Annotated in this window: 28 protein-coding genes and 2 pseudogenes; 14 read left to right on the plus strand and 16 right to left on the minus strand. The window is 42.1% G+C overall.

The annotated features are described in order from the left end of the window. Positions 1 to 203: 203 nt before the first annotated feature. A complete protein-coding gene (locus ACQZ43_RS11125; protein WP_430612639.1) occupies positions 204 to 1,025 on the minus strand; it encodes a DUF1003 domain-containing protein in 822 nt (273 codons plus the stop codon). 903 nt (positions 1,026 to 1,928) lie between these two features. Between ACQZ43_RS11125 and ACQZ43_RS11130 the strand changes: the two genes are divergently transcribed. Further along, positions 1,929 to 2,072 (plus strand): hypothetical protein, encoded by a 144-nt coding sequence (locus tag ACQZ43_RS11130; RefSeq protein ID WP_430612641.1) that lies wholly within the window; start codon positions 1,929 to 1,931, stop codon positions 2,070 to 2,072. A 62-nt stretch (positions 2,073 to 2,134) separates the two neighbouring features. Next, positions 2,135 to 2,285, plus strand: a pseudogene (locus tag ACQZ43_RS11135) (IS256 family transposase); the annotation flags it as partial. A gap of 80 nt (positions 2,286 to 2,365) precedes the next feature. Here ACQZ43_RS11135 and ACQZ43_RS11140 read toward each other — a convergent pair. From ACQZ43_RS11140 to ACQZ43_RS11155, 4 genes and pseudogenes are all read right to left on the minus strand, one after another. Then, entirely contained in the window at positions 2,366 to 2,803 is a 438-nt protein-coding gene (locus ACQZ43_RS11140) for an META domain-containing protein (protein WP_430612643.1), read from the minus strand. Positions 2,804 to 3,098: 295 nt separating this feature from the next. Further along, a complete protein-coding gene (locus tag ACQZ43_RS11145) occupies positions 3,099 to 3,971 on the minus strand; it encodes a pirin family protein (protein ID WP_430615659.1) in 873 nt (290 codons plus the stop codon). 48 nt (positions 3,972 to 4,019) lie between these two features. Continuing rightward, positions 4,020 to 4,268 (minus strand): annotated as a pseudogene (locus tag ACQZ43_RS11150) (GNAT family N-acetyltransferase); the annotation flags it as partial. Positions 4,269 to 4,438: 170 nt separating this feature from the next. Continuing rightward, positions 4,439 to 5,029, minus strand: a complete 591-nt coding sequence (locus ACQZ43_RS11155; protein ID WP_430612645.1) for a Crp/Fnr family transcriptional regulator — start codon at positions 5,027 to 5,029, stop codon at positions 4,439 to 4,441. Positions 5,030 to 5,281: 252 nt separating this feature from the next. On the opposite strand from ACQZ43_RS11155, the gene ACQZ43_RS11160 reads away from it, so the two are divergent. From ACQZ43_RS11160 to ACQZ43_RS11195, 8 genes are all read left to right on the plus strand, one after another. Further along, complete coding sequence (locus ACQZ43_RS11160; RefSeq protein ID WP_430612647.1) at positions 5,282 to 5,731, plus strand: DUF1801 domain-containing protein; 450 nt, start codon at positions 5,282 to 5,284, stop codon at positions 5,729 to 5,731. A 4-nt stretch (positions 5,732 to 5,735) separates the two neighbouring features. Further along, positions 5,736 to 6,212: a DUF1569 domain-containing protein gene (locus ACQZ43_RS11165; protein WP_430612649.1), complete on the plus strand. Its 477-nt coding sequence runs from the start codon at positions 5,736 to 5,738 to the stop codon at positions 6,210 to 6,212. After that, on the plus strand, positions 6,209 to 6,706 hold the full coding sequence (locus tag ACQZ43_RS11170; RefSeq protein ID WP_430612651.1) for a DUF4199 domain-containing protein: 498 nt from the start codon (positions 6,209 to 6,211) through the stop codon (positions 6,704 to 6,706). Before ACQZ43_RS11165 ends, ACQZ43_RS11170 begins: the two co-directional genes overlap by 4 nt. A 166-nt stretch (positions 6,707 to 6,872) precedes the next feature. Beyond that, positions 6,873 to 7,229: a hypothetical protein gene (locus tag ACQZ43_RS11175; RefSeq protein ID WP_430612653.1), complete on the plus strand. Its 357-nt coding sequence runs from the start codon at positions 6,873 to 6,875 to the stop codon at positions 7,227 to 7,229. A 146-nt stretch (positions 7,230 to 7,375) separates the two neighbouring features. Continuing rightward, complete coding sequence (locus ACQZ43_RS11180) at positions 7,376 to 7,741, plus strand: heavy-metal-associated domain-containing protein (protein ID WP_430612655.1); 366 nt, start codon at positions 7,376 to 7,378, stop codon at positions 7,739 to 7,741. 21 nt (positions 7,742 to 7,762) lie between these two features. After that, positions 7,763 to 8,251, plus strand: coding sequence for a TlpA family protein disulfide reductase (locus ACQZ43_RS11185; protein WP_430612657.1), 489 nt, complete (start codon positions 7,763 to 7,765; stop codon positions 8,249 to 8,251). Position 8,252: 1 nt separating this feature from the next. Then, the gene (locus ACQZ43_RS11190) at positions 8,253 to 8,780 is read left to right on the plus strand and encodes a heavy-metal-associated domain-containing protein (RefSeq protein WP_430612658.1); all 528 of its coding nucleotides are present in this window, start codon (positions 8,253 to 8,255) and stop codon (positions 8,778 to 8,780) included. Further along, a complete protein-coding gene (locus ACQZ43_RS11195) occupies positions 8,781 to 9,587 on the plus strand; it encodes a hypothetical protein (protein ID WP_430612660.1) in 807 nt (268 codons plus the stop codon). A 233-nt stretch (positions 9,588 to 9,820) separates the two neighbouring features. Here ACQZ43_RS11195 and ACQZ43_RS11200 read toward each other — a convergent pair whose 3' ends face one another. Then, positions 9,821 to 11,527 carry a hypothetical protein gene (locus tag ACQZ43_RS11200; RefSeq protein WP_430612662.1) on the minus strand — a complete coding sequence of 569 codons (1,707 nt, stop codon included), beginning with the start codon at positions 11,525 to 11,527 and terminating at the stop codon, positions 9,821 to 9,823. A gap of 306 nt (positions 11,528 to 11,833) precedes the next feature. After that, positions 11,834 to 12,088 (minus strand): zf-TFIIB domain-containing protein, encoded by a 255-nt coding sequence (locus ACQZ43_RS11205; RefSeq protein WP_430612664.1) that lies wholly within the window; start codon positions 12,086 to 12,088, stop codon positions 11,834 to 11,836. A gap of 730 nt (positions 12,089 to 12,818) precedes the next feature. Between ACQZ43_RS11205 and ACQZ43_RS11210 the strand changes: the two genes are divergently transcribed. Then, the gene (locus ACQZ43_RS11210) at positions 12,819 to 12,995 is read left to right on the plus strand and encodes a histone H1 (protein ID WP_430612666.1); all 177 of its coding nucleotides are present in this window, start codon (positions 12,819 to 12,821) and stop codon (positions 12,993 to 12,995) included. A gap of 96 nt (positions 12,996 to 13,091) precedes the next feature. Here the strand turns inward: ACQZ43_RS11210 and cobC are convergent, their stop codons facing one another. The 4 genes from cobC to ACQZ43_RS11230 all read right to left on the minus strand — a co-directional run bounded on the left by cobC (position 13,092) and on the right by ACQZ43_RS11230 (position 16,393). Next, positions 13,092 to 13,664, minus strand: a complete 573-nt coding sequence (gene cobC / locus ACQZ43_RS11215; protein WP_430612668.1) for an alpha-ribazole phosphatase — start codon at positions 13,662 to 13,664, stop codon at positions 13,092 to 13,094. Next, on the minus strand, positions 13,649 to 14,437 hold the full coding sequence (locus ACQZ43_RS11220; RefSeq protein ID WP_430612670.1) for an adenosylcobinamide-GDP ribazoletransferase: 789 nt from the start codon (positions 14,435 to 14,437) through the stop codon (positions 13,649 to 13,651). The genes cobC and ACQZ43_RS11220 overlap by 16 nt, the downstream gene beginning before the upstream one ends. Further along, complete coding sequence (gene cobT / locus ACQZ43_RS11225; protein ID WP_430612672.1) at positions 14,434 to 15,441, minus strand: nicotinate-nucleotide--dimethylbenzimidazole phosphoribosyltransferase; 1,008 nt, start codon at positions 15,439 to 15,441, stop codon at positions 14,434 to 14,436. The genes ACQZ43_RS11220 and cobT overlap by 4 nt, the downstream gene beginning before the upstream one ends. 214 nt (positions 15,442 to 15,655) lie before the next feature. Beyond that, the gene (locus ACQZ43_RS11230) at positions 15,656 to 16,393 is read right to left on the minus strand and encodes a response regulator transcription factor (protein WP_430612674.1); all 738 of its coding nucleotides are present in this window, start codon (positions 16,391 to 16,393) and stop codon (positions 15,656 to 15,658) included. 281 nt (positions 16,394 to 16,674) lie between these two features. Between ACQZ43_RS11230 and ACQZ43_RS11235 the strand changes: the two genes are divergently transcribed. The 3 genes from ACQZ43_RS11235 to ACQZ43_RS11245 all read left to right on the plus strand — a co-directional run bounded on the left by ACQZ43_RS11235 (position 16,675) and on the right by ACQZ43_RS11245 (position 19,015). Further along, on the plus strand, positions 16,675 to 17,148 hold the full coding sequence (locus tag ACQZ43_RS11235) for a hypothetical protein (protein WP_430612676.1): 474 nt from the start codon (positions 16,675 to 16,677) through the stop codon (positions 17,146 to 17,148). A 973-nt stretch (positions 17,149 to 18,121) separates the two neighbouring features. Then, on the plus strand, positions 18,122 to 18,481 hold the full coding sequence (locus ACQZ43_RS11240) for a hypothetical protein (RefSeq protein WP_430612678.1): 360 nt from the start codon (positions 18,122 to 18,124) through the stop codon (positions 18,479 to 18,481). A 72-nt stretch (positions 18,482 to 18,553) separates the two neighbouring features. Further along, positions 18,554 to 19,015 carry a thioredoxin family protein gene (locus ACQZ43_RS11245; protein ID WP_430612680.1) on the plus strand — a complete coding sequence of 154 codons (462 nt, stop codon included), beginning with the start codon at positions 18,554 to 18,556 and terminating at the stop codon, positions 19,013 to 19,015. 76 nt (positions 19,016 to 19,091) lie between these two features. Here the strand turns inward: ACQZ43_RS11245 and ACQZ43_RS11250 are convergent, their stop codons facing one another. From ACQZ43_RS11250 to ACQZ43_RS11270, 5 genes are all read right to left on the minus strand, one after another. Next, the gene (locus ACQZ43_RS11250; protein WP_430612682.1) at positions 19,092 to 20,528 is read right to left on the minus strand and encodes a hypothetical protein; all 1,437 of its coding nucleotides are present in this window, start codon (positions 20,526 to 20,528) and stop codon (positions 19,092 to 19,094) included. Between the two features lie 452 nt (positions 20,529 to 20,980). Continuing rightward, positions 20,981 to 21,703 carry a hypothetical protein gene (locus ACQZ43_RS11255; RefSeq protein WP_430612684.1) on the minus strand — a complete coding sequence of 241 codons (723 nt, stop codon included), beginning with the start codon at positions 21,701 to 21,703 and terminating at the stop codon, positions 20,981 to 20,983. 270 nt (positions 21,704 to 21,973) lie between these two features. Next, positions 21,974 to 22,360 (minus strand): VOC family protein, encoded by a 387-nt coding sequence (locus tag ACQZ43_RS11260; RefSeq protein WP_430612686.1) that lies wholly within the window; start codon positions 22,358 to 22,360, stop codon positions 21,974 to 21,976. Between the two features lie 22 nt (positions 22,361 to 22,382). Further along, entirely contained in the window at positions 22,383 to 22,775 is a 393-nt protein-coding gene (locus tag ACQZ43_RS11265; protein ID WP_430612688.1) for a hypothetical protein, read from the minus strand. A gap of 203 nt (positions 22,776 to 22,978) precedes the next feature. After that, positions 22,979 to 24,220 (minus strand): cation:proton antiporter, encoded by a 1,242-nt coding sequence (locus ACQZ43_RS11270; RefSeq protein WP_430612690.1) that lies wholly within the window; start codon positions 24,218 to 24,220, stop codon positions 22,979 to 22,981. Between the last annotated feature and the right edge of the window lie 96 nt (positions 24,221 to 24,316).

The raw sequence follows: 24,316 nt of genomic DNA on the forward strand, positions 1-24,316 counted from the left end.
CGCAACCCCAAGCGAATCCGCAAATCATCGCATCATCGCATCCGCTTTTTTGCCTATTTACAGATTTGCCAGTTTCCGAATAGCACCTCCCTTTTCACTTAAAAAGCAGCCGTTTCGATTTACCGCAATCTCAAACGAATCATCGAATCATCGAATCATCGAATCATCGAATCATCGAATCATCGAATCATCGAATGGACGAATCAACCCATCCGCTTGAGTTCTTTCATTAAATCTTCGAGATAATCGGTTTGGATTTCTTGAATTTCAAGTAGTTTTTTGTTTTGATGCACGAGTATATGATCCATCTTTTCGCTGAGCAGTTTGATTTCCAATTCGGCTTTGAGATTGATTTTATAGTCGTGTTCTCCGCGCATACGATCCTTTTGTTCTTGTCTGTTTTGACTCATCATGATGATAGGAGCTTGAATAGCGGCTAAACAGGATAAGATTAGATTTAAAAGTATAAAGGGAAAGGGATCGAAGGGTTTGGTGGCTAAAAACCAGATATTAATCAGCATCCACACCAGTATAAACAGGAAAAAGCTAATGATAAACATCCAGCTTCCTCCAAAAGCCGCCACCTGATCGGCGAGTCTCTGGCCCAATGTCAATTCGGCTTCGATCTCGTCTTGTATGTTTTCGGACAGTATGGAATTGTTTTGTATGGCGGTCAGCACATCGACATCGATCGCGGCCAATTCGCCTTTTTCTTGAGTAATCAACGCGCTGAGGTAGCGGCGTCGGTATTGATTGAGTTCGGTTAAGGTGATGTAGTCGTTCTTTTGCAAGTCGGGAAAATCCACTTTCAATAGGTTGTAAATACTCTCGCGTATGTCTAGAGCCTGTATTTCCTCGCCGGATTTAATCTCTTTTTTGCTGATGTGGCTGATGTTCATGAGTTGCTTTTTAAATGAAATCGGACTTAAAACGGTTGATTGCCCCTGTTTATAGCGATGGATTCGCCCGGCTGCTATATCCGATTGGCCGTTGAAAAAGCGGCTGCGTTCCTGCGGAAACAGCAATTTTTAGCGCGTTAATGGAATATGTTGCAATGCCTTTGTTAATCATTTAAAAGTATAACAATATTTTTTAAAAAGCTTTAAAAAGAGGTTGGTTTTACAGCAGTAAATAGGTGGATTTTGGAATTGGGGGTCACGGCAGGGTGAAGACAAGCTTTTCGCGCTGTTTTTACAGAGGCAGCGGGAGCAGTTTTGGTGCGGCGAAATTATACGCTGCTGTCCTGCATGGCGGGTATAGGGATTTCCTTGATGCAAATGGCGGTAGTCCTCCCGGAAATGGTTGCTATCCCCTAGTGGTGCAAGTGCCCAATATCGAAACTAATAGCACACAAATTGATACCATTACTGCTGATCACCGCTTTTCAAGTATACTTTTGGATATCGGAAAAACGTACAGATTTAAAATAACCGATGCCTGAGGAGAATAAATTATGCGATATCGCTATCAAAATCTTACGTCTACTTCTTATCAACAGGTATGTATCTACTCAGGACTATCTGACTTGTTAGTTCTTTCCTTAGCCAGTTCAAAGGCCTGCTGCTTAAATGGAGCATCGTACGCCTTTCTAATTCTATTCCTAGTTCAAACATAGGTCTTTATGCTTAACTCAATGTCCGGGCTAAATTAGTAAGTCCAAAGTTGGTTTGAATAATGATTTGCACTATAGTATTTAAGGTCGGAGAGGGCTATAAAATCATGAATAAAACGTGATGGAACGGAGGGAAGTTTGAGGATTATGGCCGGGTAAAACGAATCATCTTCCTATTGAATACGTGTTTTAATCGATAATTTGAACGGATTTACCGACCCTATTCGCAGCGTTTTCGCGGAATCTAAAACGCAAAACTGTATAGTATATCAACCGCGGTTTCCAATAAAAAACATAAAGGGATGCGTAAATAGAAATGCCAGTAAACACTTGGTTTGGAAGGATAAAAATCAGTGTGCTACAGCTAAAAATCGATTACGCTCCAAACAAACAAGCCAAAGAAGCGGCTTTAAATGTTTTTAGAGCCAAATGGGAAACCATGTATACTTACGCTGTTTAAAGCTGGAGAAACAACGGGGTCGACCGGATATTTTTCTTTAAATTCCCAAGATATTTCAACAAAATAGATGCTCATTTCCCACCGATGAGGCCGTTGCGAAATCCGTGTATTTGGTGTAAGAGTGGCAGTAAAGTAATGGACTTTGCCTGTGCGAAACTGGGGGGTTATTCTAGATCAGTTCGAATTCTTTATAAAAAAAGGGTTAGACTTTAATTAAAAAATCTAACCCCAAGAACTTAAGACTTACACACTTTATGCGAAAGCCCATTTAATGAATGTACTATGGGTAATGTTTATTTTTGATCCGCTACTTTCTTAAAGCGCATCATAGCGATGTCTTTCATGTTCAAGTTTAATTTGCCATCCTGATCAATTGAGTAAGAATCGATTTGTTGGATGGTTTTTAAAAACTGTTGTTCGCCACCGCCTTCGCAATGCATCATAGTTGTTGCTCCCGGTTGAAAGCTAATGGCATTGCCTTCCAATTTGAATTGAGCGTTAAAACCGTTGCAACCCGTGTTACCCGATGCGCGATTTGTGCTTTTTTCCAGTTTGATAAAAGGTTTTTTGTGAGGAAATAATCCATCAAATGCAATACGCGGACCAGAAATGTATTCCAGTTCCCAAGTCGTATCATACAGACCCGAAGTTTTTGAAGTGTTTTTCATTGACGTACAAGAGTTAAGAAACAAGGCCAAAACCGAAACGAATAATAATACGTGTTTTTTCATAAAAATAAATTTAATAGTCTAAATTAATAAATATTTAGTAAATTCTATTAATAATTCTATTTTTTTTTAATTAATGTTTGTGGTCCTTTCGAGGCTGATAGTGAGGGACTTTACCTGATTTCTGCGGTAAGTGGCTTGTAAAACGGCCCTTTATCAGCTCCTGGCAGTAAATAAAAGGGCGTTGAACTCCGTCGGCAAACGGAATAAAACCAGATTAACTCGCGTATAAATGCGAAAATCGCAGCGAAACCCATTTTAGGGCCTGCTGCGATTTTATAAAAATCCAAACAAAAAATTAATCCAAATAACCAAATCGACCCATATTGACGTCGTTAAAAGCCTGGACGATTTCCTCTTGTGTATTCATGACAAAGGGGCCGTGAGAAACAATCGGTTCGTCTATGGGTTCACCGCTTAAAATCAATACGATAGCATCTTCGGTGGCGGTAACGGTAAAGGCTTCGCCTTCGTTGGCAAACAACAGAAAATGATCGGCGGCAACCTCGCTATCGTTGACGCGGATCTGTCCTTCAACCACCAGCAAGGCGGTGTTGTACGCTGCCGGAAAATCAAAAGGAACCACGGCGCCTTTTTGGAGTTTCGCATTGAACAACTGCACCGGTGTAAAGGTCGAGGCAGAACCTTGTATGCCGTTGTAGGCTCCGGCTATGACTTCAATAACTCCTGCCTGATCGGGCAAGTCGTATTTGTGAATATCCCGGTTTAAGATCCCTTGGTATTTGGGTGCAGACATTTTGTCCTTTGCCGGCAAGTTGACCCACAGTTGTACCATTTGAAAATCGCCACCTTCTCGGCTAAATTGCTCTTCGTGGTATTCTTTGTGAAGTATGCCAGAGGCTGCGGTCATCCATTGCACATCGCCTTCGCCTATAATTCCGCTGTTACCCGAGCTGTCGTGATGCGCAACCTTCCCCTTATAGGCGATGGTTACGGTTTCAAAACCGCGGTGGGGGTGTACACCCACGCCGCGCAGTTCCTCGGTCGGTGGAAAGTAAAATTTGGAATTGTAATCCATCATAATAAACGGACTCATGCGTTCCATGCTCATGCCTCTTCCGTATGGTATAAAATTGTGTACTCTAAATCCATCTCCAACCATGTGGGCTGCAGGCGGTGCTATAATGCGTTCTATTTTTTTTGTCGTCATCGCTTTGGGGGTTTTATTGTGAAACAAAGAATTGGCTTGATATTGGGGATGCTTGTCGATATAGGCATTTATAAAGGGACAATACGGCTTTACTTGTAAGTGCTGCTCTTGTGTGTAGTCCAAAACATATCGGGCTATATAACTGGCAATTCCCCTTCCGGCCAATTCCGGTGGTACTTCTGTATGGGTATAGGCAATACCGCCTTCAAAACGCTCATACTGTACTAGTGCTATGGCTCCATCCAAGTGAAGTTCAAAGCGGTTGGCATCGGTGTTGTTAATGATAGTATATTCCATGATGTGATATTTTGATACTGTAAAATTAATACAATCAAAACGCCAACTACTTGATGTATGGTAAGAAATGAAAACGGAAGTTAAGGGTAGGGGTCGAACGCTAAAGCCCTTCACAGCAAATCACTGCTCGACGAGCAAATTGTACGAGACCGTGTAAAACGGGGGACGACTTAACCTTTAAAGTTTTTACGCGCGAGTTCTTTGCGAACCCTACTCAGACTCTCGGGGGTTATGCCCAAGTACGAGGCAATTTGGTGTAGTGGCAGCCTCAAAGTGAGCTTGCGATGGGTTTCTATAAAGTCCAAATATTTTTTTTCGGCAGTAGCGGCCAATAGAAAGTTGATGCGCTTCTGCATTTGACGAATGTTTTTTTGTAGTGCTAAGGTATTGAAACGTTGGTAATCGGCAGAGATTTTCGCCACCTGATCCAAAAACTCCTTTTGTATGTAAATCACCTCTGTATCCTCCAAGGCATCGATAAAAAGATCGGCCGGTTCGTCAAAATAAAAGCTGCTGCGGTCGGTAATCCACCAATCCTCAGAGGCAAATTGAATGATGTGCTCTTTGCCCATCTCGTCTACGGTATAAGAGCGCAGCAAACCCTTACAGACAAAATAAGAACGGTCGCAAACCTGATACTGTTCCAAGAGCACACTACCTTTTTTAAAGGATAGGGGAAAGGTTAGCGGTTCTAGCAAGGCATATTGTTCCTCGGTAATATCGGTATTGCTCAGTATGTAGTTCTTAAAATTGTGCTGCATAAGTGGGGGAATAGGAGTTGCTAATACGAAGGACTCTAACAAATTTAATCAAATTTGGTGGCTTAAGGAAAAAATCTGTCGGTTTTTTGGTGGGAAACCTGCTGATTTAGGAGAGATTTATAAAGAACACTACTTTTTTAAAGGAAATGGCAAGGTTGTCGATCAAAAGAGTATATTGTTACGCGAATCCGGTAAGACAAGGCGATTATTAGCGGCTTAAAAATGAGTGTATTACAGTTTTAAAACTTAAAAATGGCAAAAAACAAAACGATGGAAACCGCGGTTACAGTGACGGAATTCTTAGAATCCTTTGTAGAAACCGAACAAAAGCGCGCAGATAGTTGGGAATTTATACGCTTAATGCAACGAATAACCGGTGAGGAACCCAAAATGTGGGGACCCAGCATCATCGGATTTGGCCATTACCACTACAAATATGCCAGTGGTCATGAAGGCGATGCACCCCTAATCGGTTTTTCACCGCGCAAATCGGCCCATTCGCTCTATGTGTTTACCGGTTTGGAAGAACACGAACACCTCTTGGAGGGACTCGGTGCTTTTAAAAGGGGCAAAGCCTGTATTTACGTCAAGAAATTTACCGATATCCATGCGGATGTATTGGAAAAGTTAATCGTAGAAACCATCCTTTTTTTGCGCAATACCTACGGAGTAGTGGACGCAAATAAAATTCAAAAAACCTAAATCGATGCAGTGGATAGAAAATGTATTTGACCCCGCCGTTTCGGAGGGACTCATTGCCAAAATAGAGGGGCTTAGCCCTGTTGCTGTACCGCTCTGGGGCCGTATGAATGTCGCTCAGATGTTGGCGCATTGCAACGTGACTTACGAACTGGTGTTTGAAAACAATCACAAACGACCCAATGCGCTTAAGCGATTGCTGTTGGTTGGCTTCGTAAAAAAAGCCGTTGTCAGTGAAAAACCCTATAAGAAAAATGGACCCACCGCTCCGGAGTTTAAAGTCGCGGATTCTCGCGATTTTGCGCTGGAACAGGAACGCCTAATCGCCTATATACGGCGCACACAGGTCTTGGGAAAAGCGCATTTCGACGGATTGGAATCCCATTCTTTCGGGGTTTTAACCGCTGTGGAGTGGAACAATATGTTTTACAAACACTTAGAACATCACCTCGCGCAATTTGGCGCGATAAAAAGAACGCTATGAGATGGAACACCCTCAAAATTGAAGTAAAATGGGCATTGCTTTTTACCGCTATGGGATTGCTGTGGATGGTATTGGAACGGATTACGGGTTTGCACAGTACTTATTTGGACTATCAGATGTACCTGACTAATCTATTCGCGATTCCCGCCATTGCCGTGATGGTTGCAGCGCTTCGGGATAAGAAAAAGAATTTTTACCACGGCGTGATGACCTATAAACAGGGATTGATTTCGGGCAGTATACTGAGCACGGGTATTGCCTTGTGCAGTCCGGCCGCACAGTGGATCACTTCTTATGTCATCAGTCCACATTACTTTTCAAGGGTTATTCAACGATCGGTGGAATTGGGGTATTACCGCGATACGGCAGCGGCAGCCGCTCATTTTAATTACGCCAATTTCGCCGTACAAGGGGCAATAGGTGCCTGGGTTATGGGCATATTGACCACGGCTATCGCCATGTTCTTTATCAAAAGCCGGAGAGGACAAGCGTAGGCAAATGCCGCAAATCCATTAGCTGTTCTTGCCCTTGATTGTAGCGGTCGGCGATCGCATTATAATCAGCCGAAAGCGCGCTTTGGGCATTAAAAGCCTTGTGGCGTTAAATTTTTACGAGAAAATTAACAATCAACTGCGGCAATTATGGGTATATTTGCGAGGTATGACAAAGAAATTTTACATATTCTTATTCGTTGCATTGGGACTTTTATTCGGACCCACTCAGGCGTTTGCCGCTGAAAGTGATTCGGCGATGTCATGCTGTACCCAAGAAACCGGGATTAAGGATTGTTGTAAAATGGAGGGAACTGCTCAGCAACAGCACGATTGTGACCACAGTTGTGTGGGAACTACTTGCGGATGTCCTTCGGCTTTCAACGGACCAACTTCCATTTTTGTCGCTCCACATACAGCCCAGCTGATTTTGGTTCCTTCCGAGAAGGCCGCTGTATTCTTTTATTCTAAAATATTTATTTCTTCGGATTTTCGTTCGATTTGGCTACCTCCTAAAATAGCTTAAATGACTGGCGGACAGCCATAGAACTGTCTTTTTGTTAGTCTATCCGACTATCACATCATTTAAAATTCCCCAAATTAACTAGGACTAGGCGGTTTATTCCGCAATAGGGTCTTGTTATAGGGCTAATTCCTTCAACAAAATTAACGATGAAAACCATAAAAAATTTATTGACAGCAGTCGTTGTACTGCTATCGGTGTGCGTTTCAAATGCGCAAATAAAAAACAAAACCACCAAAACCGTAAAGATTAACGGCAATTGTAGCATGTGTAAGCAAACGATGGAAACCGCAGCGAATGTGGCGGATATCGCCCAATTAAATTGGAATGAAAACACGCAAACGGCTACCTTGGTATACGACAAGGAGAAAACCACCTCCGACGATATCTTAAAGCGCGTGGCCAAAGTGGGCTACGACAACGAGCGATTTATTGCGGCAGATGGGGTTTATAACAAACTGCACGGCTGTTGTCAGTACGATCGAAAAATCAAGAGCGAAACCCAAGTAAAATAACCCCTATTCAATCGACATTTTATGTTTAAAATTAAAGTTATAGGTAGTTTTTTACTGCTTATGTGCACGGTGTTTACGACTAATGCCCAAATCAAGTTGGGCGATAAACTACCGGATATAGCCCTTCAAAATACGCAAAACGCCACGGTTAAACTCCAGTCTTTTAAGGGAAAGACCGTTTTGGTTGACTTTTGGGCTTCCTGGTGTGGACCTTGTCGCTTGGCCAATAGAAAATTGGTTAAGACCTATAAGGAATACAAAAATCAGCGCTTTGAAATCGTGGGCATTTCCATAGATACCGACAAATCCAAATGGCTCAAAGCCATTGAAAAGGACAAGATAAACTATACCCAATTGATCGATCCCAAGGGGTTTGACGCCAAGTCGGCACAGACTTTTGGGGTAGAAGCCTTACCCGCGACCTTTCTATTTGACGGCAGTGGCAAATTGATTGCCATCAATCCGACAGAATCACAAATCATTGATCAAATCAAAAAAAACAACAAATAAGATGAAAAATATAAGCATACAATTCCTCGCACTTACATTATTAGTGCTGCTAACGGGATTCCAATCTCAAGCTCAAATTTCTAAAGTGGATATCATCGCTACAGGGCTTACCTGTTCGATGTGTTCCAATGCCATCAACAAGCAACTGCAATCACTCGCAGAAGTGGAGCGTATTGGTACGGATTTAAATACCAATACCTTCACGGTTTTCTTTAAAGACGGTCAGGCTGTAGAGCCGAAAGTATTAAAAAACGCCGTTGAAAAAGCGGGTTTCTTTGTGGGTTCTATGGTGTTAACCGCCGATTTTAAAGAGGCGAAGATCGAAGACAATGCACAGGTACTGTTAAATGGTGCTACCTATGTCTTTATAGATACCAAATCGAAATCTGCCGATGCGGCAAATCAATTTAGAGTGTTGGACAAGGGGTTTGTCACTCAAAAGGAATATAAAAAACTGATCAAGTCCTATTCGAAGTATCCGACCTATGCAGCCGAAAAAGAAGAGGATTACCATTTAAAAGCAATCTAAATGAGGTATTTATCCCTATTAGGACTCTTTTTGGTGTCTCTATCCGTACAAGCACAAGAGTTATTTGTCATGACCGAACCCGCTAGCAATGCCCCTGCGGGCTCCATAGGGGTTCGCGTCGGTCAATCGCTGTTAAAAAATCAATGGGAAAGCGGATCTCAATACAATTTGTCACCAGAAGTTACCTGGGGTGCCAATAAAAATTTGATGTTTCGCGCTTCGGCCTTTGCCAGCGATGAAAACAACGGATTGGGACTCCAAGGCGGTGGTGCCTATGCCAAGTACCGATTCTTTTCTGTAGACGATTTGCAAAGCCATTTTCGAATGGCTGCTTTTGGACGCTACAGTTGGAATAAATCCATGATTCATCAGGAAGCCATCGATTTAGGTGGTAGTAATTCCGGTTTTGAAGTGGGCCTTGTCGCGACTCAATTGATTAAAAAAGTGGCGATCAGCAGTTCGGTGAGTTATACAAAAGCACTAAACAACGACAGCTACGACTTTCCAACACATTTGGGGAGCAATGCGATAAACTATACCCTATCTGTAGGGCGGTTAATGCACCCTAAAAAGTACACCAGCTTTAAGCAAACCAATGTCAATGCGATGTTGGAATTGGTCGGGCAGACCATTACCGATAACGGCAGGTCATATCTCGATGTGGTTCCTTCCATACAGTTTATCATCAATAGTCAGGCTCGAATCGATATCGCCTATAAAAAGGAGTTGTACAGTTCTATGCACCGCGCCGCTACAGACGGAGTGTTTTTAAAACTGGAATACACCTTTTTTAACGTGACTAAATAAGCGGTTTTACCGATTTCTACATGCAGTGTCCCGAAGTAATTTGATTATTTCGGGACACTTTTTTTTAAATGGAATTGTTGTTTTTAAAAATTTCTTGACGGAGGAGTGTTGCGCTATTAGCGGTTCTTGCCGTTTGTAGTACTCGAAGCAGTATACGGACAAAAATCGGTAGGACATTGGGGGGTCGTTGCAAAAAGATACATGAAACACACGGTTAGCCTGTGACCGTAAATCTATACGGTTTCGTTTAAAATGGCGTTATAATTGCTTTCAAAACGCTTTTTTAAGCGCTGTTTCGACTTTTTGACCGCCTCGACGGTGATACCCAATATCTTGGCGATTTCGGGATTTTTAAAACCGAGTTTTTGCAGCAATACAATTCGGAAATTCGCCTCGGTCAATCCGGGGAAATTCGTGGTTAAATACTGGTAGTATTCCGGTTGTTCGGTTATAAAAACCGCCTTAAATCGCAACCAGTTTTCCTTGGTCATCAAATGCGAGTCGAGCAACTCCTGTAAGGCGTTTTCGTTCTTTTTGACGTGGGGGCTGTGGTGGCGCTTTTTGACTTCTTGTTCCAGTCGTTTGAGCTGCTGGTTTTTCTCCGACAAATATACCTTATACGAAGCCAAGGTGCTTTGGGTGTCGTGCAGCTTTTTCTCCGAGGTTATTTTTTCCAGCTGAAACTTTAAGATGTTTTTCTCAAATTTAATGTTTTGAAGTTTTAGCTTTCTGCGGTAGATAGCAAAGATCAAAATCAAAATCAATACGAGCAACAGACTGACAATTATCGCCGTGGCCTGAATGACGGAGGCTTTCTCTAATTTGTTTTGCTCGGCCTCTAATTCCAATTGGATGTGCTTCTTTTGAGCTTGCCACTGCAGCTGATTGACCACCGTGCTGCCGTCGGTTGTGGCGATGATTTGGTTTAAGGAATCGATTGATCGACGGTGGGTTAATTCCGCTTTAAAGTCTTTGTTTTGGATGGCGATTTCGAGCAAGACCTCCGTTATTTCATATTCAAAACTGGCTAAATGCTCCTTGGATTTAACGTATTTTTTAGCTTCTTCAATGGTGTTTTTTGCTGCGTCTAAAGCATTTTGTTTTAGGTATAAACGGGCGAGTAGTATTTGGGCATACATCGTATTCCGATCGGCGTGCTGTTGCTTAGAAATAGCGATGTCTTCCAAAAGCAAGGCTTCCGCTTGGTCGTAGCGGTGTCGATGTATCTCAACCTTGGCTAATTCGCCCAATGCCTTGGCATAGCGAACGCGGTGATGCTGCTTTAAGGCCAGCGCTTTGGATTGCAGAAAATATTTTTCTGCCTGATCTATTTGATTTTGATTGAACAGCGAAATGCCTAAGTTATTGAGCAATTCCGAATAGTTTTCCGAAGCGGGATTTTCCAAGTAAATGGCCTGCTGTAGGTATAATTGCTCCCGCGTATAATCTTGTATAAAGCCAAAGAAATACGCATTCCACTTCAGTATATCTTGCGCTTCAATCAATTCTTCCGGGACTTGGCGATCGAGGTTTTGCGACGCTTTGATAAAATACGGCATCGCTTGAACCAATTCGCTGAATCGGTAATAGTAGACTGCTGCTTTGGTTTGGGTCCAAATCAATAAATCGGCTCGATTGGTTGTCGTTGCCAGCTGTACCGCAGTTTGATATAAAATTTCGGTCGCGCCTTTTTTGCTGTCTTGGGTTTTTACGATCTTATCGGCCTCTAGTACCCGATAAACCACTTCTATTACGGTGGGGTTCTCCTCGGGATACTGTCGTATAAAAGCTTCTAAATTCGGGCTAAGGCAGTCGAGTTGACAGTCGCGATAAGTTCGAATAAGCTGATTTAATCGCGCCGTGGTGGTGGTCGCCTTTGCAGGTGTTGACCAACACATCGCGAGTAGCGCTATCAAAAAGGGGGCAAAGCGAATTAACATAGGGAGTATAATAATTCCTGTAAAGCGACAGTGTTACGTTTAATTTCCGGCAAGTTAATCAATTTTGAGAAGGCGTGGTAAAGCCACTGCTTATTTGAGGAGAAAATATAATCGCAGGGCTGTGTTTTTTCCCTGAATGAGCGGCTTACGCGGTGGTCAGTTAATGGACTAGCAGGACAGTCGCCCTCATTTAAATGGCGGTAGACGGGGTGAAAAACGCTAGACGGAAGCTCAAAGGACCTAGATCGGGTGATTTAAAATAGAAAGGCCGTCTAAAAAGACAGCCTTGGTTGATTTTACGGGCGATTAAAAATCAAAAATATCGCTTAAAAAGGATTTTTTCTTAGATCCGTAATGCTCTTTGTAATGTTCTTTGTGCGGACGGTTGTAATCGTTGCTGTTATGGTTGTTGTTGGGCGTGTCTTGGGCAAGGGAACGCTCGATGATTTTATCGAGTTCTCCGCGGTCTAACCAGATGCCTCTACAGCTCGGGCAATAGTCAATTTCAATTCCATTTTTTTCGCTCATCAGCAGCGTCTCATTACAAGTAGGACATTTCATGGTGTTTTTGTTTTTGTGTGATTAATTGGACTCGAATTTAGCGAAATCAACTCACACATTGCGTGCTAACGCGCCACTATTTTTGTACTATAAGTAAGATTTAGCAATTCCTTAAGAGAAAAGTGTACCAACACGGTGTTTTTTGTGACGACCTTGGCACTAGGGCGATTGGACGGCAAACCGCAGCCGGGTTTCGATTGTTTTTTCACCGGATTTTTTACGTGAACTTCCGCCGATGTGCGGGCCGAATACGGGTGCGAAATCGGATTATAAAGGGATGCAAGTCCTGTTTACTCACCGTTGTGCGTCTAAAAGTTAGTGGCAGTTGTTCGTCGAAAGGAGTTTTAACTGCTCGTTTTGCAATAAATCGTTTGCTAAAAGGAGGTTGGAGCTTGGAATTTAAGCGGTTGTAATTCTATTTGCGATAGCAGGCCGAAATCGCGTAATTCCCCCTTGAGCACTTAAATGGCAGCAGGCGCTGTTACTGGCTTCCCCTGTAAACGCTTGCTGTTTTTTTTAATTTACTTCAACAAAACCAAACAATGGCACGGGTAATCGCAGTATTGTTTGTGCGACAGTTGGAATAAAATAGTATTCTTTGTGTTTTGCTGTATTTTTAGTGATTGAATCAGAGAGGTTCTTAAAAAATAAAAAGATATTTAACCGCAAATTAGTTGCATCTGAATGCGAAACTTCTAAATTTGTAATCTTAATTTAATATAATAAAATCATGGAAAATTTAATCCAAAAGATCAATGCCGAAATCGAAACATTTAGATCCGAGTCTGAGTCATTAATTGACAAAGGTGTAAAAGCCGCTGGAGCAAGAGCCCGTAAATCAACTTTGGAATTGGAAAAACTTTTAAAGGAGTTTAGAAAAGTTTCTATCGAAGAATCTAAAAAATAATATTTTTTTAAGAAACACACCTCACTTTTATGCTTAAAGTGAGGTTGTTTTTTTTGGAGCAGTTTTGCTTTTCACGAGCGAAACCGTTTCTCTAACTCAACTGGGGATAAGGGTTTTTACCAGCTGATCCCTGTTTTTGTCTTCACCCAGTTTAACAACCAGGGTTTCACCGTATACTACGGGTATTTTAAATATGTTGTGCAGTGGAATTTCCAACAGATAAGCCCATATACAGCGAATGACACCCGCATGAGTGACCAAGGCTATCTTTTTGTAGTCTTGCAACCGCAGCTGCTCTACAAAGTCTTCTACGCGTAGATACAGCTCTTCAAGGCTTTCACCGCTAGGTGTTTTGGTATATACAAAATCTTCCATCCACAGTCGCAACGGCTCCGAATCCAAATCGTCCCAGGTTTGATTCTCCCACTGTCCAAAATTCATTTCCATCAACCGATCGTCAACATTCCTATCTACAGCACTTATTTGAGCCGCTAGCAATCGACAGCGCGTTAAGGGGCTGCTGATCACCTGATCAAAGTCCGTCGGCAGTTGTTGTACAACGGCCTGTATCTGTTCGTCGGCCTGCGCCGTCAAGGGCACATCAGTTTGTCCGTAGCAGCTTCCTGCCGGTACCGATACTTCGGTATGTCGAATTACATAAATTTCCATAAGGCCAAATAGGTTAGGAGAATACTAACTTCTGCCAGCTGTTCCACAGCACCTAAGCAGTCGCCGGTATAGCCGTCGAGCCATTTGTTAAAAAAGCGCTGACTAAAAAAATAGAGCAATGCCAGGGGAATCAACACCAACAAAAAGCCGCTGTGACAGTAGGCGAGTAGCAGCAGTGGTGCCAGGCCAAAGAAGTATACGCCCAACACCTCCTTATAGGAATACGCCTTGGCAATGGGTTTGGACTTGCTGCTTTCATCCTCTCGCGAATAGGCCGAGCTAAAGGAGATGTTAATTGCGGTAAATCGCGCTAGTGCGTGGTAACTCACAAAGAGCAGTAAGCCAAACAGCATACCGGATTCGCGGGTCTTTTCCATCAATTCGGATAGGGCTAAAATTTTTAGGGCAAACAGGAAAATCAAAGCCACGGCGCCGTAGGTACCCAATCGGCTGTCTTTCATGATGTCGAGGATGCGGGTTTTGGTCCAGCCGCCTCCGAAACCGTCAAAGCTATCGGCTAGTCCGTCTTCGTGAAAGGAACCCGTAACCAAAACACCAGCAGCCAATGCGAGCACGGCAGCGATTTCCACAGAAAACAACAACTGACTAAGGCTAAATACCAAAAACGAAATCCCCCCGACAATCCATCCGATTAAGGGGAAATAACGGGTGGATTTATTGAGCAATTCCGGCGAATAACCCACCCATTTCGGACAGGGAATTCGCGTGTAAAACATCAGGGCGGCAAAGAATATTTTTAACTCGGTCTTCATAGCGCGTTTTTTGTAGAAATACCCGCACTTTCAAAACTGGCCATCTCATTTAAGAAATGCACCGCGTTTTCGATGATGGGATAGGCGATTGCACAACCGGTACCTTCGCCCAATCGCATTCTAAGATTGACCAAGGGCTCTGCATCCAAGTACTCGAGTAAATAGCGATGCCCATATTCATCGGACAAATGACAGAATATGGCGTTGTCCTTTATTTGGGGTTGCAATTGAGACGCGATTAAATAAGCGGCCGACGAGATAAAACCATCGACCATAATCAGCATATTATTTCGATATGCCGCCAGCATGGCTCCACAAATTTGGGCAATTTCGAAGCCGCCGTAGGTCTGTAAAATCGCTTGGGGATCGGTGAGGGGACCGTGAAAATCTTGACATTGTTTTAAGATGTTTATTTTGTGGTCCAACTGTTCCTGACTTATGGCTGTACCTCTACCGGTACACTGCTCCAACGGCAAACCGCAAACCGCACTCATAATCATGGCAGCAGAGGAGGTGTTGCCAATGCCCATTTCGCCAAATCCGATGATGTTACAACCTCCGCGAGCGATGGAATCGACCAGTTGTCCGCTCAGCGCAAAACAGCGATCCAGAGCCGCGGCATTCATCGCTTGATCGACGAGGAAGTTCTTGGTTCCCCGGCCGATTTTTGCATCGATTAAATCGGGATGAGGGGCCACTTCCGAGTTGACTCCTGCGTCGACCACTTGAATCGCAATCTTGTTGTGTCGCGAAAACACGTTAATCGCCGCGCCCTGGTTGAGGAAATTGATCAGCATCTGATGCGTCACCTCTTGAGGATAGGCACTAACGCCCTCCGTGGCTATGCCGTGATCGGCTGCAAAAACCACTATGGTCGGGCTTTTTAAAACCGGTGTTAGACTTTGTTGAACGCTGCCTATTTGCAAGGCCAGGGATTCTAATACGCCCAAGGAACCCACGGGTTTGGTTTTGAAATCAATTTTGTGCTGCAATTCGTTTTTCATAGGAAAAAAAGGGTGTTTTTAAGAGGCTTAGAGGAGTTTATACAGCGTTTTACGGGCAACGCTCCGACGGCAAAGACCGGCCGTTACCGCTATGGCGGGTTTACATCCGCAAAACGCCGTGAAGATAAGCAGTTTTTTTATTTTTTGACTAAGGCCGTCTTTCTTTTGTAGGCGAGTGCAGAGGATATTTCCTAAAGGGGAGAGAGGTAAAGCGCTACAGCAATTCGAAAGCCATGGCAAATTTGAGGAGGCTGGCAAAGGAAGTGCAGCTGGTTTTTTGGATGATGTTTTTGCGGTGCGTGCTTACGGTATGTATGGAAATAAAGAGCTCATCGGCAATTTCCTTAGACGACTTACCCTGGGCGATTAAGGCGATAATCACCTTTTCTTGTTTGGTCAACAAGGCAAAAGTCTTGTAATTGTTCTTGATGTAAATATCCTCATCGAGGACTTTATTGACGCGATTGATCATATAATCGATACCTTCTACCGGGCTGGACAATAAAATCATCTTGTCTAAAACCTCCTTTTCATGGGTAATTTTAATCAATTTGCAAACGGTGTAAAACCATTTATAGGTCGTTTCCCGATGCAGCTTGACGCGCTGAAAGAAGTTGTATTGCTTCGAGAAATCTTCATCGTCGAGAAAACCGCGCAATCCATCAAATATCGCAGAAGTTTCTTCTTGGATAAAGTATTTGCTATAATACGTATCGCCCATGGTGTTAATTTCCGCTACAGAAGTTCCCAAGCGTTCACACCCCCAGTTATTCATATAACTGATTCCCTGAGGTTGCAGCTCGACCATATCGTGTAACATGACCGAAGCGGGTAATATGTTTCCCAAGTCGGCTATGCCGTACATACCTTGAGCCAGATTGCGCTGAACCGCATGCAGTTGCTGGCTCAATTCCCGTTCCTGAGAAAAGATAGATTGATGATTTGGTGCCATAAATTTTCGTTAATAAAGTGATGTGCAAGTTACAAAAATATAACAATATGCCCAATGGATATTTGTTAATTGTTTTGTTTAACGGGTTAAATAATGATGTATATGCAATAAAATAAGGAAAAGTATAATAAAAATACCCGGTAATAGGTATTATTCTATACGGGATGATTTGGTTAATTTACGGTTTAATTCAACAGCCTATAAACAAACAGCCGTTTCTTTGGTCGGAACTAGCGACAGCAACTTACGGAGTTTAGCAGGGGCATGTGCACTATAGATTTATGAGTATTTACAGCATTCAAGATGAAGATTTTATAGCGGAAATGGCGGTGGTATGTCCGAAGTGTCAAGCGATGGCAGCTGTTTTTGGAGGGCAAGCAGCGGCTACTGCAGCAGAAAATGAAGCTCAGCTGCGTTTTTTTTGCGTGAGTTGTAACTTTGCACTGCGCTACAAAAACACCCCGAAATTTAAGGCCCATTCCAAGGCGGGTAGAGGCAAAGATGGCGTAGTGGAGGCAAATCTTGTTTGCGATCCGTTTTTTGGATTCGATCTGTGGTATTGCACCGATACCGCTTATGGCCTGCTGTGGGCCTATAACCGAGATCACCTACGCGCCATCCAATACGAGATCGAGCAACTCCGCTTGGCGCAGCATCAAAACACCCAGGGGGGAACAGCCCTTCCCTTATGGGCACAGAACCCAAAAAATAGCGACTATTTAATACAAGTCTTGGAAAAACTCGTCTTAAAATAACAAGGGATTAAAGTTTTACCGGTCGGCATTTAGGGGCTCTTCGGCGTTTTACGCCGTTTTTTACGGTCGTAAGCGGGCTAAAAAACGACGATGACGTAAAAACTGCGGGTGCCGATTCCCGTTTATAGCCTGTTTTTTCGCGGCTTTGAACCTGTAAAGGGCTGATTGCTTTTTCTTTAGCAGCATCTGTTTTATACGCTTTTGTTCGGCAAAAATAATTAAATAAAAAGCGCTGAAAACACCTAGAATACCAAATCCTTTTCTTAATATTGCACTGTTGGTCAAGTTTGTTATTTGACTGGCGTTACTCCCTATGTCAGGCTTCCAATTCTGCTTAGGGAGATTTTTTTTAATGCATATTAGCTGCTGCGTTCATTCGCTAATTCGCTTAGAATCGCTGAAATTCCAACCCCCACTTTTTATAGGACTAACTCGCTGAGGCGTCTATTGGATAAATTCGCCTAGGATTGCTAAAATTCCAACCCCCACTTTTTTAAAGGACTAACTTGCTGCTGCGTTAATTCGCCTAGGATTGCGGAAATCGAACTATTTTCCGAAAACTGGCGAATCATCGAATCATCGAATCCGCGAATCTGCAAATAGGCGAATCCTCAAATCCGCGAATGAGCTAAATCGAAAATCGATCTACTTTCCGAAAACTGGCGAATCATCGAATCCTCAAATCCTCAAATCTGCAATTAGGCGAATCCTCAAATCCGCGAATAAGCTAAATCGGAAATCGAACTATTTTCCGAAAACTGGCGAATCATCGAATCCGCAAATCCGCGAATCTGCAAATAGGCGAATCCTCAAATCCGCGAATAAGCTAAATCGCAAATCAATCTATTTTCCGAAAACTGGCGAATCATCGAATCCGCAAATCCGCGAATCTGCAAAATAAGCTATCCTTTTAAATTTAACTTTTAGTTAGAGAAAGGGAATAGGGAAAAGCATTATTTTTGACACAATGCAAATGAAAGACTCACATATTGCGCGATGGTTTTTTATCATATTTACGGTGTATTTTATACAACCGTTCTCGCTGTCGTCTGCCAAATTGTGTTCGGGAAATGCGTCAGTGTGCTTTCGAAAAGTATGCCAAGTACAAACCACTTCGCCTACCAAAAATTGGGAACTAAAAAAAGGCATTCAGTCTAAAGCCGTTCAGGTATTTACGGTTTCTTGCGAAACCTTGATGAATACCCTTCCTTTCAATTTTGAGTTTTACAAGCCCGCGTTTTGGACTCTTAAGCGCTTTTTCTATCTACCAGACATCCATTCACCTCCATATATTCAATTAATAACACCGCCTCCAAACGCTTTTTTATTTTAAATTTTCGCGGTTACAACCGCTTTTTTTAAGGCGACCGCATTTTCTTTTAAAAACAATTAAAATAAAAAAATCATGACAAAACAGTTATTATGTGTTTTGTTTTTTGCCATAGTGGGAGTGAGTACCCAAGCGCAAGAAATAAAATGGATGAGCTTCGACCAGGCGATCGCCGCTCAGAAAAAAAAGGCTAAACCCATCTTTATCGATGTGTATACCAATTGGTGTCCACCGTGTAAAATGCTCGATGCCCATACCTTTAGCGATGCCAAAATCGCCGAATTGATCAATGCCAACTATTATGCGGTAAAGTTTAATGCAGAAGGCGATGAAAAGATTGCTTTCTCGGGTAAGAACTATTCCAATCCCCGCTACGATGCCGCTAGAGCCAATAGTCGTAACAGCTTGCATCAATTTGCAGAATTTTTAAAAGTTCGCGCCTTTCCCACGATGATCGTGTTGGGGGCCGATCAAAAAATATCTCAAAATATTATGGGATATAGAACAGCGGAACAGTTGCTGATTGAATTAAAATAAGCAATCCACTTGATATTGATTTAGAGGCTGTCTCAAAAGGACAGCCTCTTTTTTTTGGGGTACTTGCCAACTCTTTTTAATTGTCGAAATTGCTCGTGCAATAAACGCCCTTGTCCGTTATTAAAAACAACTTATCATTTGTGAAATAAGCATTTTTAACCGCACGGCTAAAGTGTAATTCCGTTGATTTTTTAAATTGGAAATCCTTGTTGTAGGTGTATAGCGAATACCCTTTTTTGCTGCTGATCAACATTTTATAATCGTCATCCTTATCGCGCCACACTTGATGATTGGTGTATTCCTCATCCACCGGGTCTTGATATTCCAGTTGGATTGTGCGTTTGCGCGCCACATCTATGAGGTAGGGATGATTTTTAAGCAGTATAAATTGATCAAAAACCTCGAGCTCTATATTGTTGATCAACTGTGCTGTATTGTAATCCGCTTGCTTTTGAAAATCTAAGGCGTACAAATCTTCGAGGTATTTTTCAAAGACAATTTGCTTTTTACTTTCATCGATTTTCAATTCGCTAATTAGAGGAGGGGTTGTTGTAGCGGTCGGGGCGTAGATAAACTGATTTAATTTATACAGCTTGTCAGCGCGAACTAAACTATTTGTGGTGTAGTAGTATTCATCGTTATTATCGTAGTCAATATCGTAGATATTGGCGTTAAATTGATTGTTGAATAAATCCTCTTCGGAGAGTATGGCCATTTTTAAGATATTGTAAATGCCATAATTCGGGGTGCCGTCTACGGTGGTTTCGGTTATTTTAGGAATGACAAAGTCTATATAAAGCGCGTGGTTGTAATACAGTAAGTTAAACAGGTCAATGCTTTTCTTTCCTATGGATTCCATGAATTTTTTGTTTTTGAGGTAAACGGCATAGTCCGTTTGATCCATTGATTTTTCCACGATTTGATCGAGGTTCAAATCGGTAAAATCAAATTCCCGCACCTTCCCATCGCCGTCGACGATATAGAGGTTTTTATACAGCAAATCCACGTAAAAAAGCTTGTTTTCGGACAGTGAGTATCGCGTCAAAACGCGCTCGGATATGCCTTTATTGTCAAAATTGAGCTTGTTTTGAACAGATTTAAAGGATTTTAAGCGCTTGTGTACATCGGGTAATTTCGTAAAATCTTCTGACTTTAAATAAAGCAACAACTCGGCTGTTTGGTTGTCTAGAACGAATAAACCCGATAGCTGTCCGAGATAGGGTTCGGATTTAGTGATTAAATCATCGGAGAACACCACCTTTTTTAAATCCAATTTCTGATTAAAATGCGTCTTATTGAATTTCTCAAAACGCAATCCCCGATAATTTTCTGGAAAGAGCAATTTGTAGTCATGATCGTCCGAATCATTAAATACATAGGAGGAAAGCGCCGAGTAACAACTCGAACAATCTTTTTCAGAGATTTTTATATACATATCTTGTGCGGACATATTGGTCGCGATAAAAAGGCTAAGGAAAACAAATACTATTCCCCGTTGTTTTAGTTTGTTCATGTCTATGGAGGTTTTAAATATAGGCTAAGGGCTACTGCTCTTACTGCTGCAATTTGCACTGAGGCGCAGTATTTTGGGTGTTAAAAGCTATTGAGAAAATTTTATTAAACACCGCTAATTAATAGTTTTTTTTGTTTGTATATGATATATTACTGATTAAAAAAACATAAAAAAGTACAAAATGGCAGGTTTTAATCGTTTTTGTAAATAAAAAAAATAAATGTTCTAATTCCAAATAAAATTTAATTTTTAACATTATAGCGGTTTAACAAGGCGGTTTCTTTATCGGAAACACTTGATTTATTACGGCTTTAAAACCTTTCTAGGGGGGCTTTTTATCGATTTAAATGGTTTTTTTGGAAGAATAGGACGATATTTCGATGATTTATACAAAAAAAAGAGGTCGCCCAAAATTAATTGTGAGCGACCTCTTTTGTTTGGAATAGGGCGTGTTAGGAACCCTGTCGGTATTGCTGCATGATCGATTTAAACAAGGTCCCGTTTGAAGGCGGAGTAAGTACTATGGCTTGTGCACCCACGTCGATGACCTCGTGGATATTGCCCAGGGTTTTTCCGCCGGTGGCGATAATGGGGTAATCGGGATAATGGTGGTTGATGTGTTGTATAATGCGACAGGTTTCCTGGCCACCGGTAATGTGAAAGAGATCGACACCGGCATCGATACGCCGGCGAAAATCAAAATCGCCGATCGAAATACTCGAGATAATGGGAATGCCTATGGTTCGTTTTATCTTTTCGATGTCTTTGTTGGGAAACGGTTGATTGACGATGACCGCTACGGCACCGAGTTGCTCTGCTTGCTGGGCCATATCTAGTGCCGTGCTGCCCTGGGTGAGTCCACCTCCTATACCGCAAATAACGGCCTTATCGGTAAAATCAATCAGGGTTTTCATAATCTTAGCCGAGGGTGGAAAGGGATATACCGCCAACACGGCATCGGCATCACTGTGGTCGATCAAAGCGATATCGGTGGAAAACAAGATGGATTTGACGGCGTGATTACCCAAGGAAATACCGCTGCAACGCTGATGGATGCAGTTTGGTGTCGCCAATCCCTTGGTGCTTTTAGGCGTTCTAAAAAACAATCTTCTCCAAAGGGGGATGCGGCGGTTATTTTCATTCCAAAAGCTTGCGGAGTGTGAGTTCGTAGTCATATCGATAGTATGCCAACAAAAATCACCCAAATAAAAGCGCCAGCGGACAACGATGTAAAGAAATCGCTAAAAGCTGTAATAAACCGCGGAAAAAATGAATCAAAACCCGATTAATACGGAAATCTGAGGGAATTGAAAATTGCGTATAATCCAACAATTGTCCATTCGTCATTCGCACATAGGTGAATCCGCCGAGAAAACTTGCAGGGAAAGCAGGGGGGGATACAAAAAAAACCGACGAGGCTTTAAAGTCCAGGTCGGTTTGTGTGCTTAAGATATATAATTGCTCACGGCAATTAAGTTTAAATCGGGATCTCTAAAAAATATGGAATTAATCTTTCCTGTGCTGCCGATCCTTTCGGTAATTCCCCCTTCTAATACGGGAATGTTTTTCTCTGTGAGTTCTTGTAAAACCTCGTCTAAAGGCGTTAGGGTAATCAAACACAAATCGGCAGAACCCGGAGTGGAATTACGTGCCTTGGGAAAGGTTTCTTGTTTGAACTGATGCAGGTTTATTTTTTGAGTGCCAAATTGTAAGGCTTTCTTATTTTTTTCAAACGTGACGATGTCCATTCCTAGTATTTCACTGTAGAACTCACAAGTTTTTTCAATATTTGCCACTGTTAAAACCAAATGATCTAAATGACTGATTTTCATGTTAAAAGAATTATAATTGTGATTAAAGCAGCTGATGCTTATTTAAAAAAAATGATTTTAATTCGGTATTACACCCACGATATATTCCGACTGATAATTTGCCACAACCACTAATTATAAAGGCATTCACAGTTTCTACAACGGCTAAAACAGCCGTAAACCAAGTTGCTTTGAGTCCGCAATTTGCCCGTCGGACTGCAAGTACTTGTGTTGCGAATAGGCGCAAGAACATAGCTCTGTTCGTTAATTCAGCGGTGCAAAATCCCGCTTTTGCCCTTTTGGCAAATGCGAACTTACAAACCGCGGTGTCAACTAGAATTGGTGTCGACAAAAACACCTTGCAGTCAAACAAAGAAATACGATTAGATTTTAGTGCTGCCATTCCTAAGGCTAAGTAATAAAAAATAATAATCATATCAAAATTAATGTTTTGCTGATTTATAATTCTATTTTAAGATAAATTCTTGTTTTAATTCTAAAAAGTGAAATTACAGCTTTATTATGGAATAGTAAAACTATAATTTACTTTTATAAAATATATTTCAATTTTAAGGACTATTAACGGTTTATTTTAGGCAAAAAAAGTTTTTATTGGTGTAATATATGCTTTATTGGGAGTTAATCCTTTAATATTTTCTTTGCCAATTTACCAACGGTTAGGCCTTGAACCACTATGGAGAAAAGCACGACGATATAGGTGATTTCCAAAAACAAATCCTTCCATTCTCCCGCGGGCATGGAAAGCACCAACGCGATGGAAACCCCTCCGCGAATCCCGCCCCAAACCATCACAATGAGCGAGCCTCTGGAATAGGTATTGGTTCGCAAAATGGATTTTACCGGTATTAATATAGAGAGCATTCTCGAAAAGAGCACGATGAATATGGCGGCGACTCCCAAAACCAATTGCTCGTAAATATCCGGTAGCAATAGCAATTCAAAACCGATAAACAGGAATAATATCGCATTCATAATCTCATCGATCAGCTCCCAGAACTTACCCAAATAATCGCGCGTTTGCTCGCTCATCGCAACCGATTTGCCAAAGTTTCCAATGATCAATCCGGCGATGACCATCGCTAGCGGACTCGATACGTGTAGGGCTTTAGCGATTAAAAACCCGCCCATAACAATCGAGAGGGTGATCAAAACCGAAACCTTGTAATCGTCGATTTGCTTCATCACCTTAGAGGCGGTATAGCCCAAAGCGCCTCCCAGGAGTACGCCGCCTACGGCTTCCTTTAAAAACAACAGCGAAACCGAACCCACAGTTACGTCGAATTCCGTATCTGTGGCCAATTTGAGCACTATAGCAAACATCACTACGGCCACCCCGTCATTAAAGAGGGATTCACCTGTAATCTTGGTCTCGAGGTGCTTGGGTACCTTGGCTTGTTTTAAGATGCCCAGGACTACTATAGGATCTGTGGGAGAGATCAGTGTGCCAAAGAGCAAACAGAAGATATAGGGGATGTGTATGCCAAACCACGGCGCGATGTAATAGAGCAGGGCGGAGATGATCAGGGCCGACAAGACCACACTGATCGTCGAATAGGTGGCAATAGCCCATTTTTGGTCCTTTAAATCGGATATGTTGACGTGCAAAGCCCCGGCGAACAACAGAAAGTTTAGCATGGCGCCCATCAGAATTTCATTGAAGTCAAATTCCTGAATCAGGGTAAAGAAATGCTTGGTCGTATCGGGAAATACCGAAGCGCCCAAAAAGCGTATGCCCAAAGATACAAACAGGGCAATAAGCATGATTCCTATGGTACCGGGAAGTTTTAAAAAGCGTAAATTTAAGTAGGCAAAAAAGGAGGCAAGTACTATTAAAATAGAGAAAGTATAATATAATTCCATCAAAAAAAATTTTTACAAAAGTACAATTTTGATCGAAACGCTCGAAAATTTTATCGGTTTTTATGGAGAAAATCCAGCGGCTTTCTCGGCGAATTT

It is taken from the genome of Flavobacterium sp. JP2137, from assembly GCF_050562195.1.
GTDB lineage: Bacteria > Bacteroidota > Bacteroidia > Flavobacteriales > Flavobacteriaceae > Flavobacterium.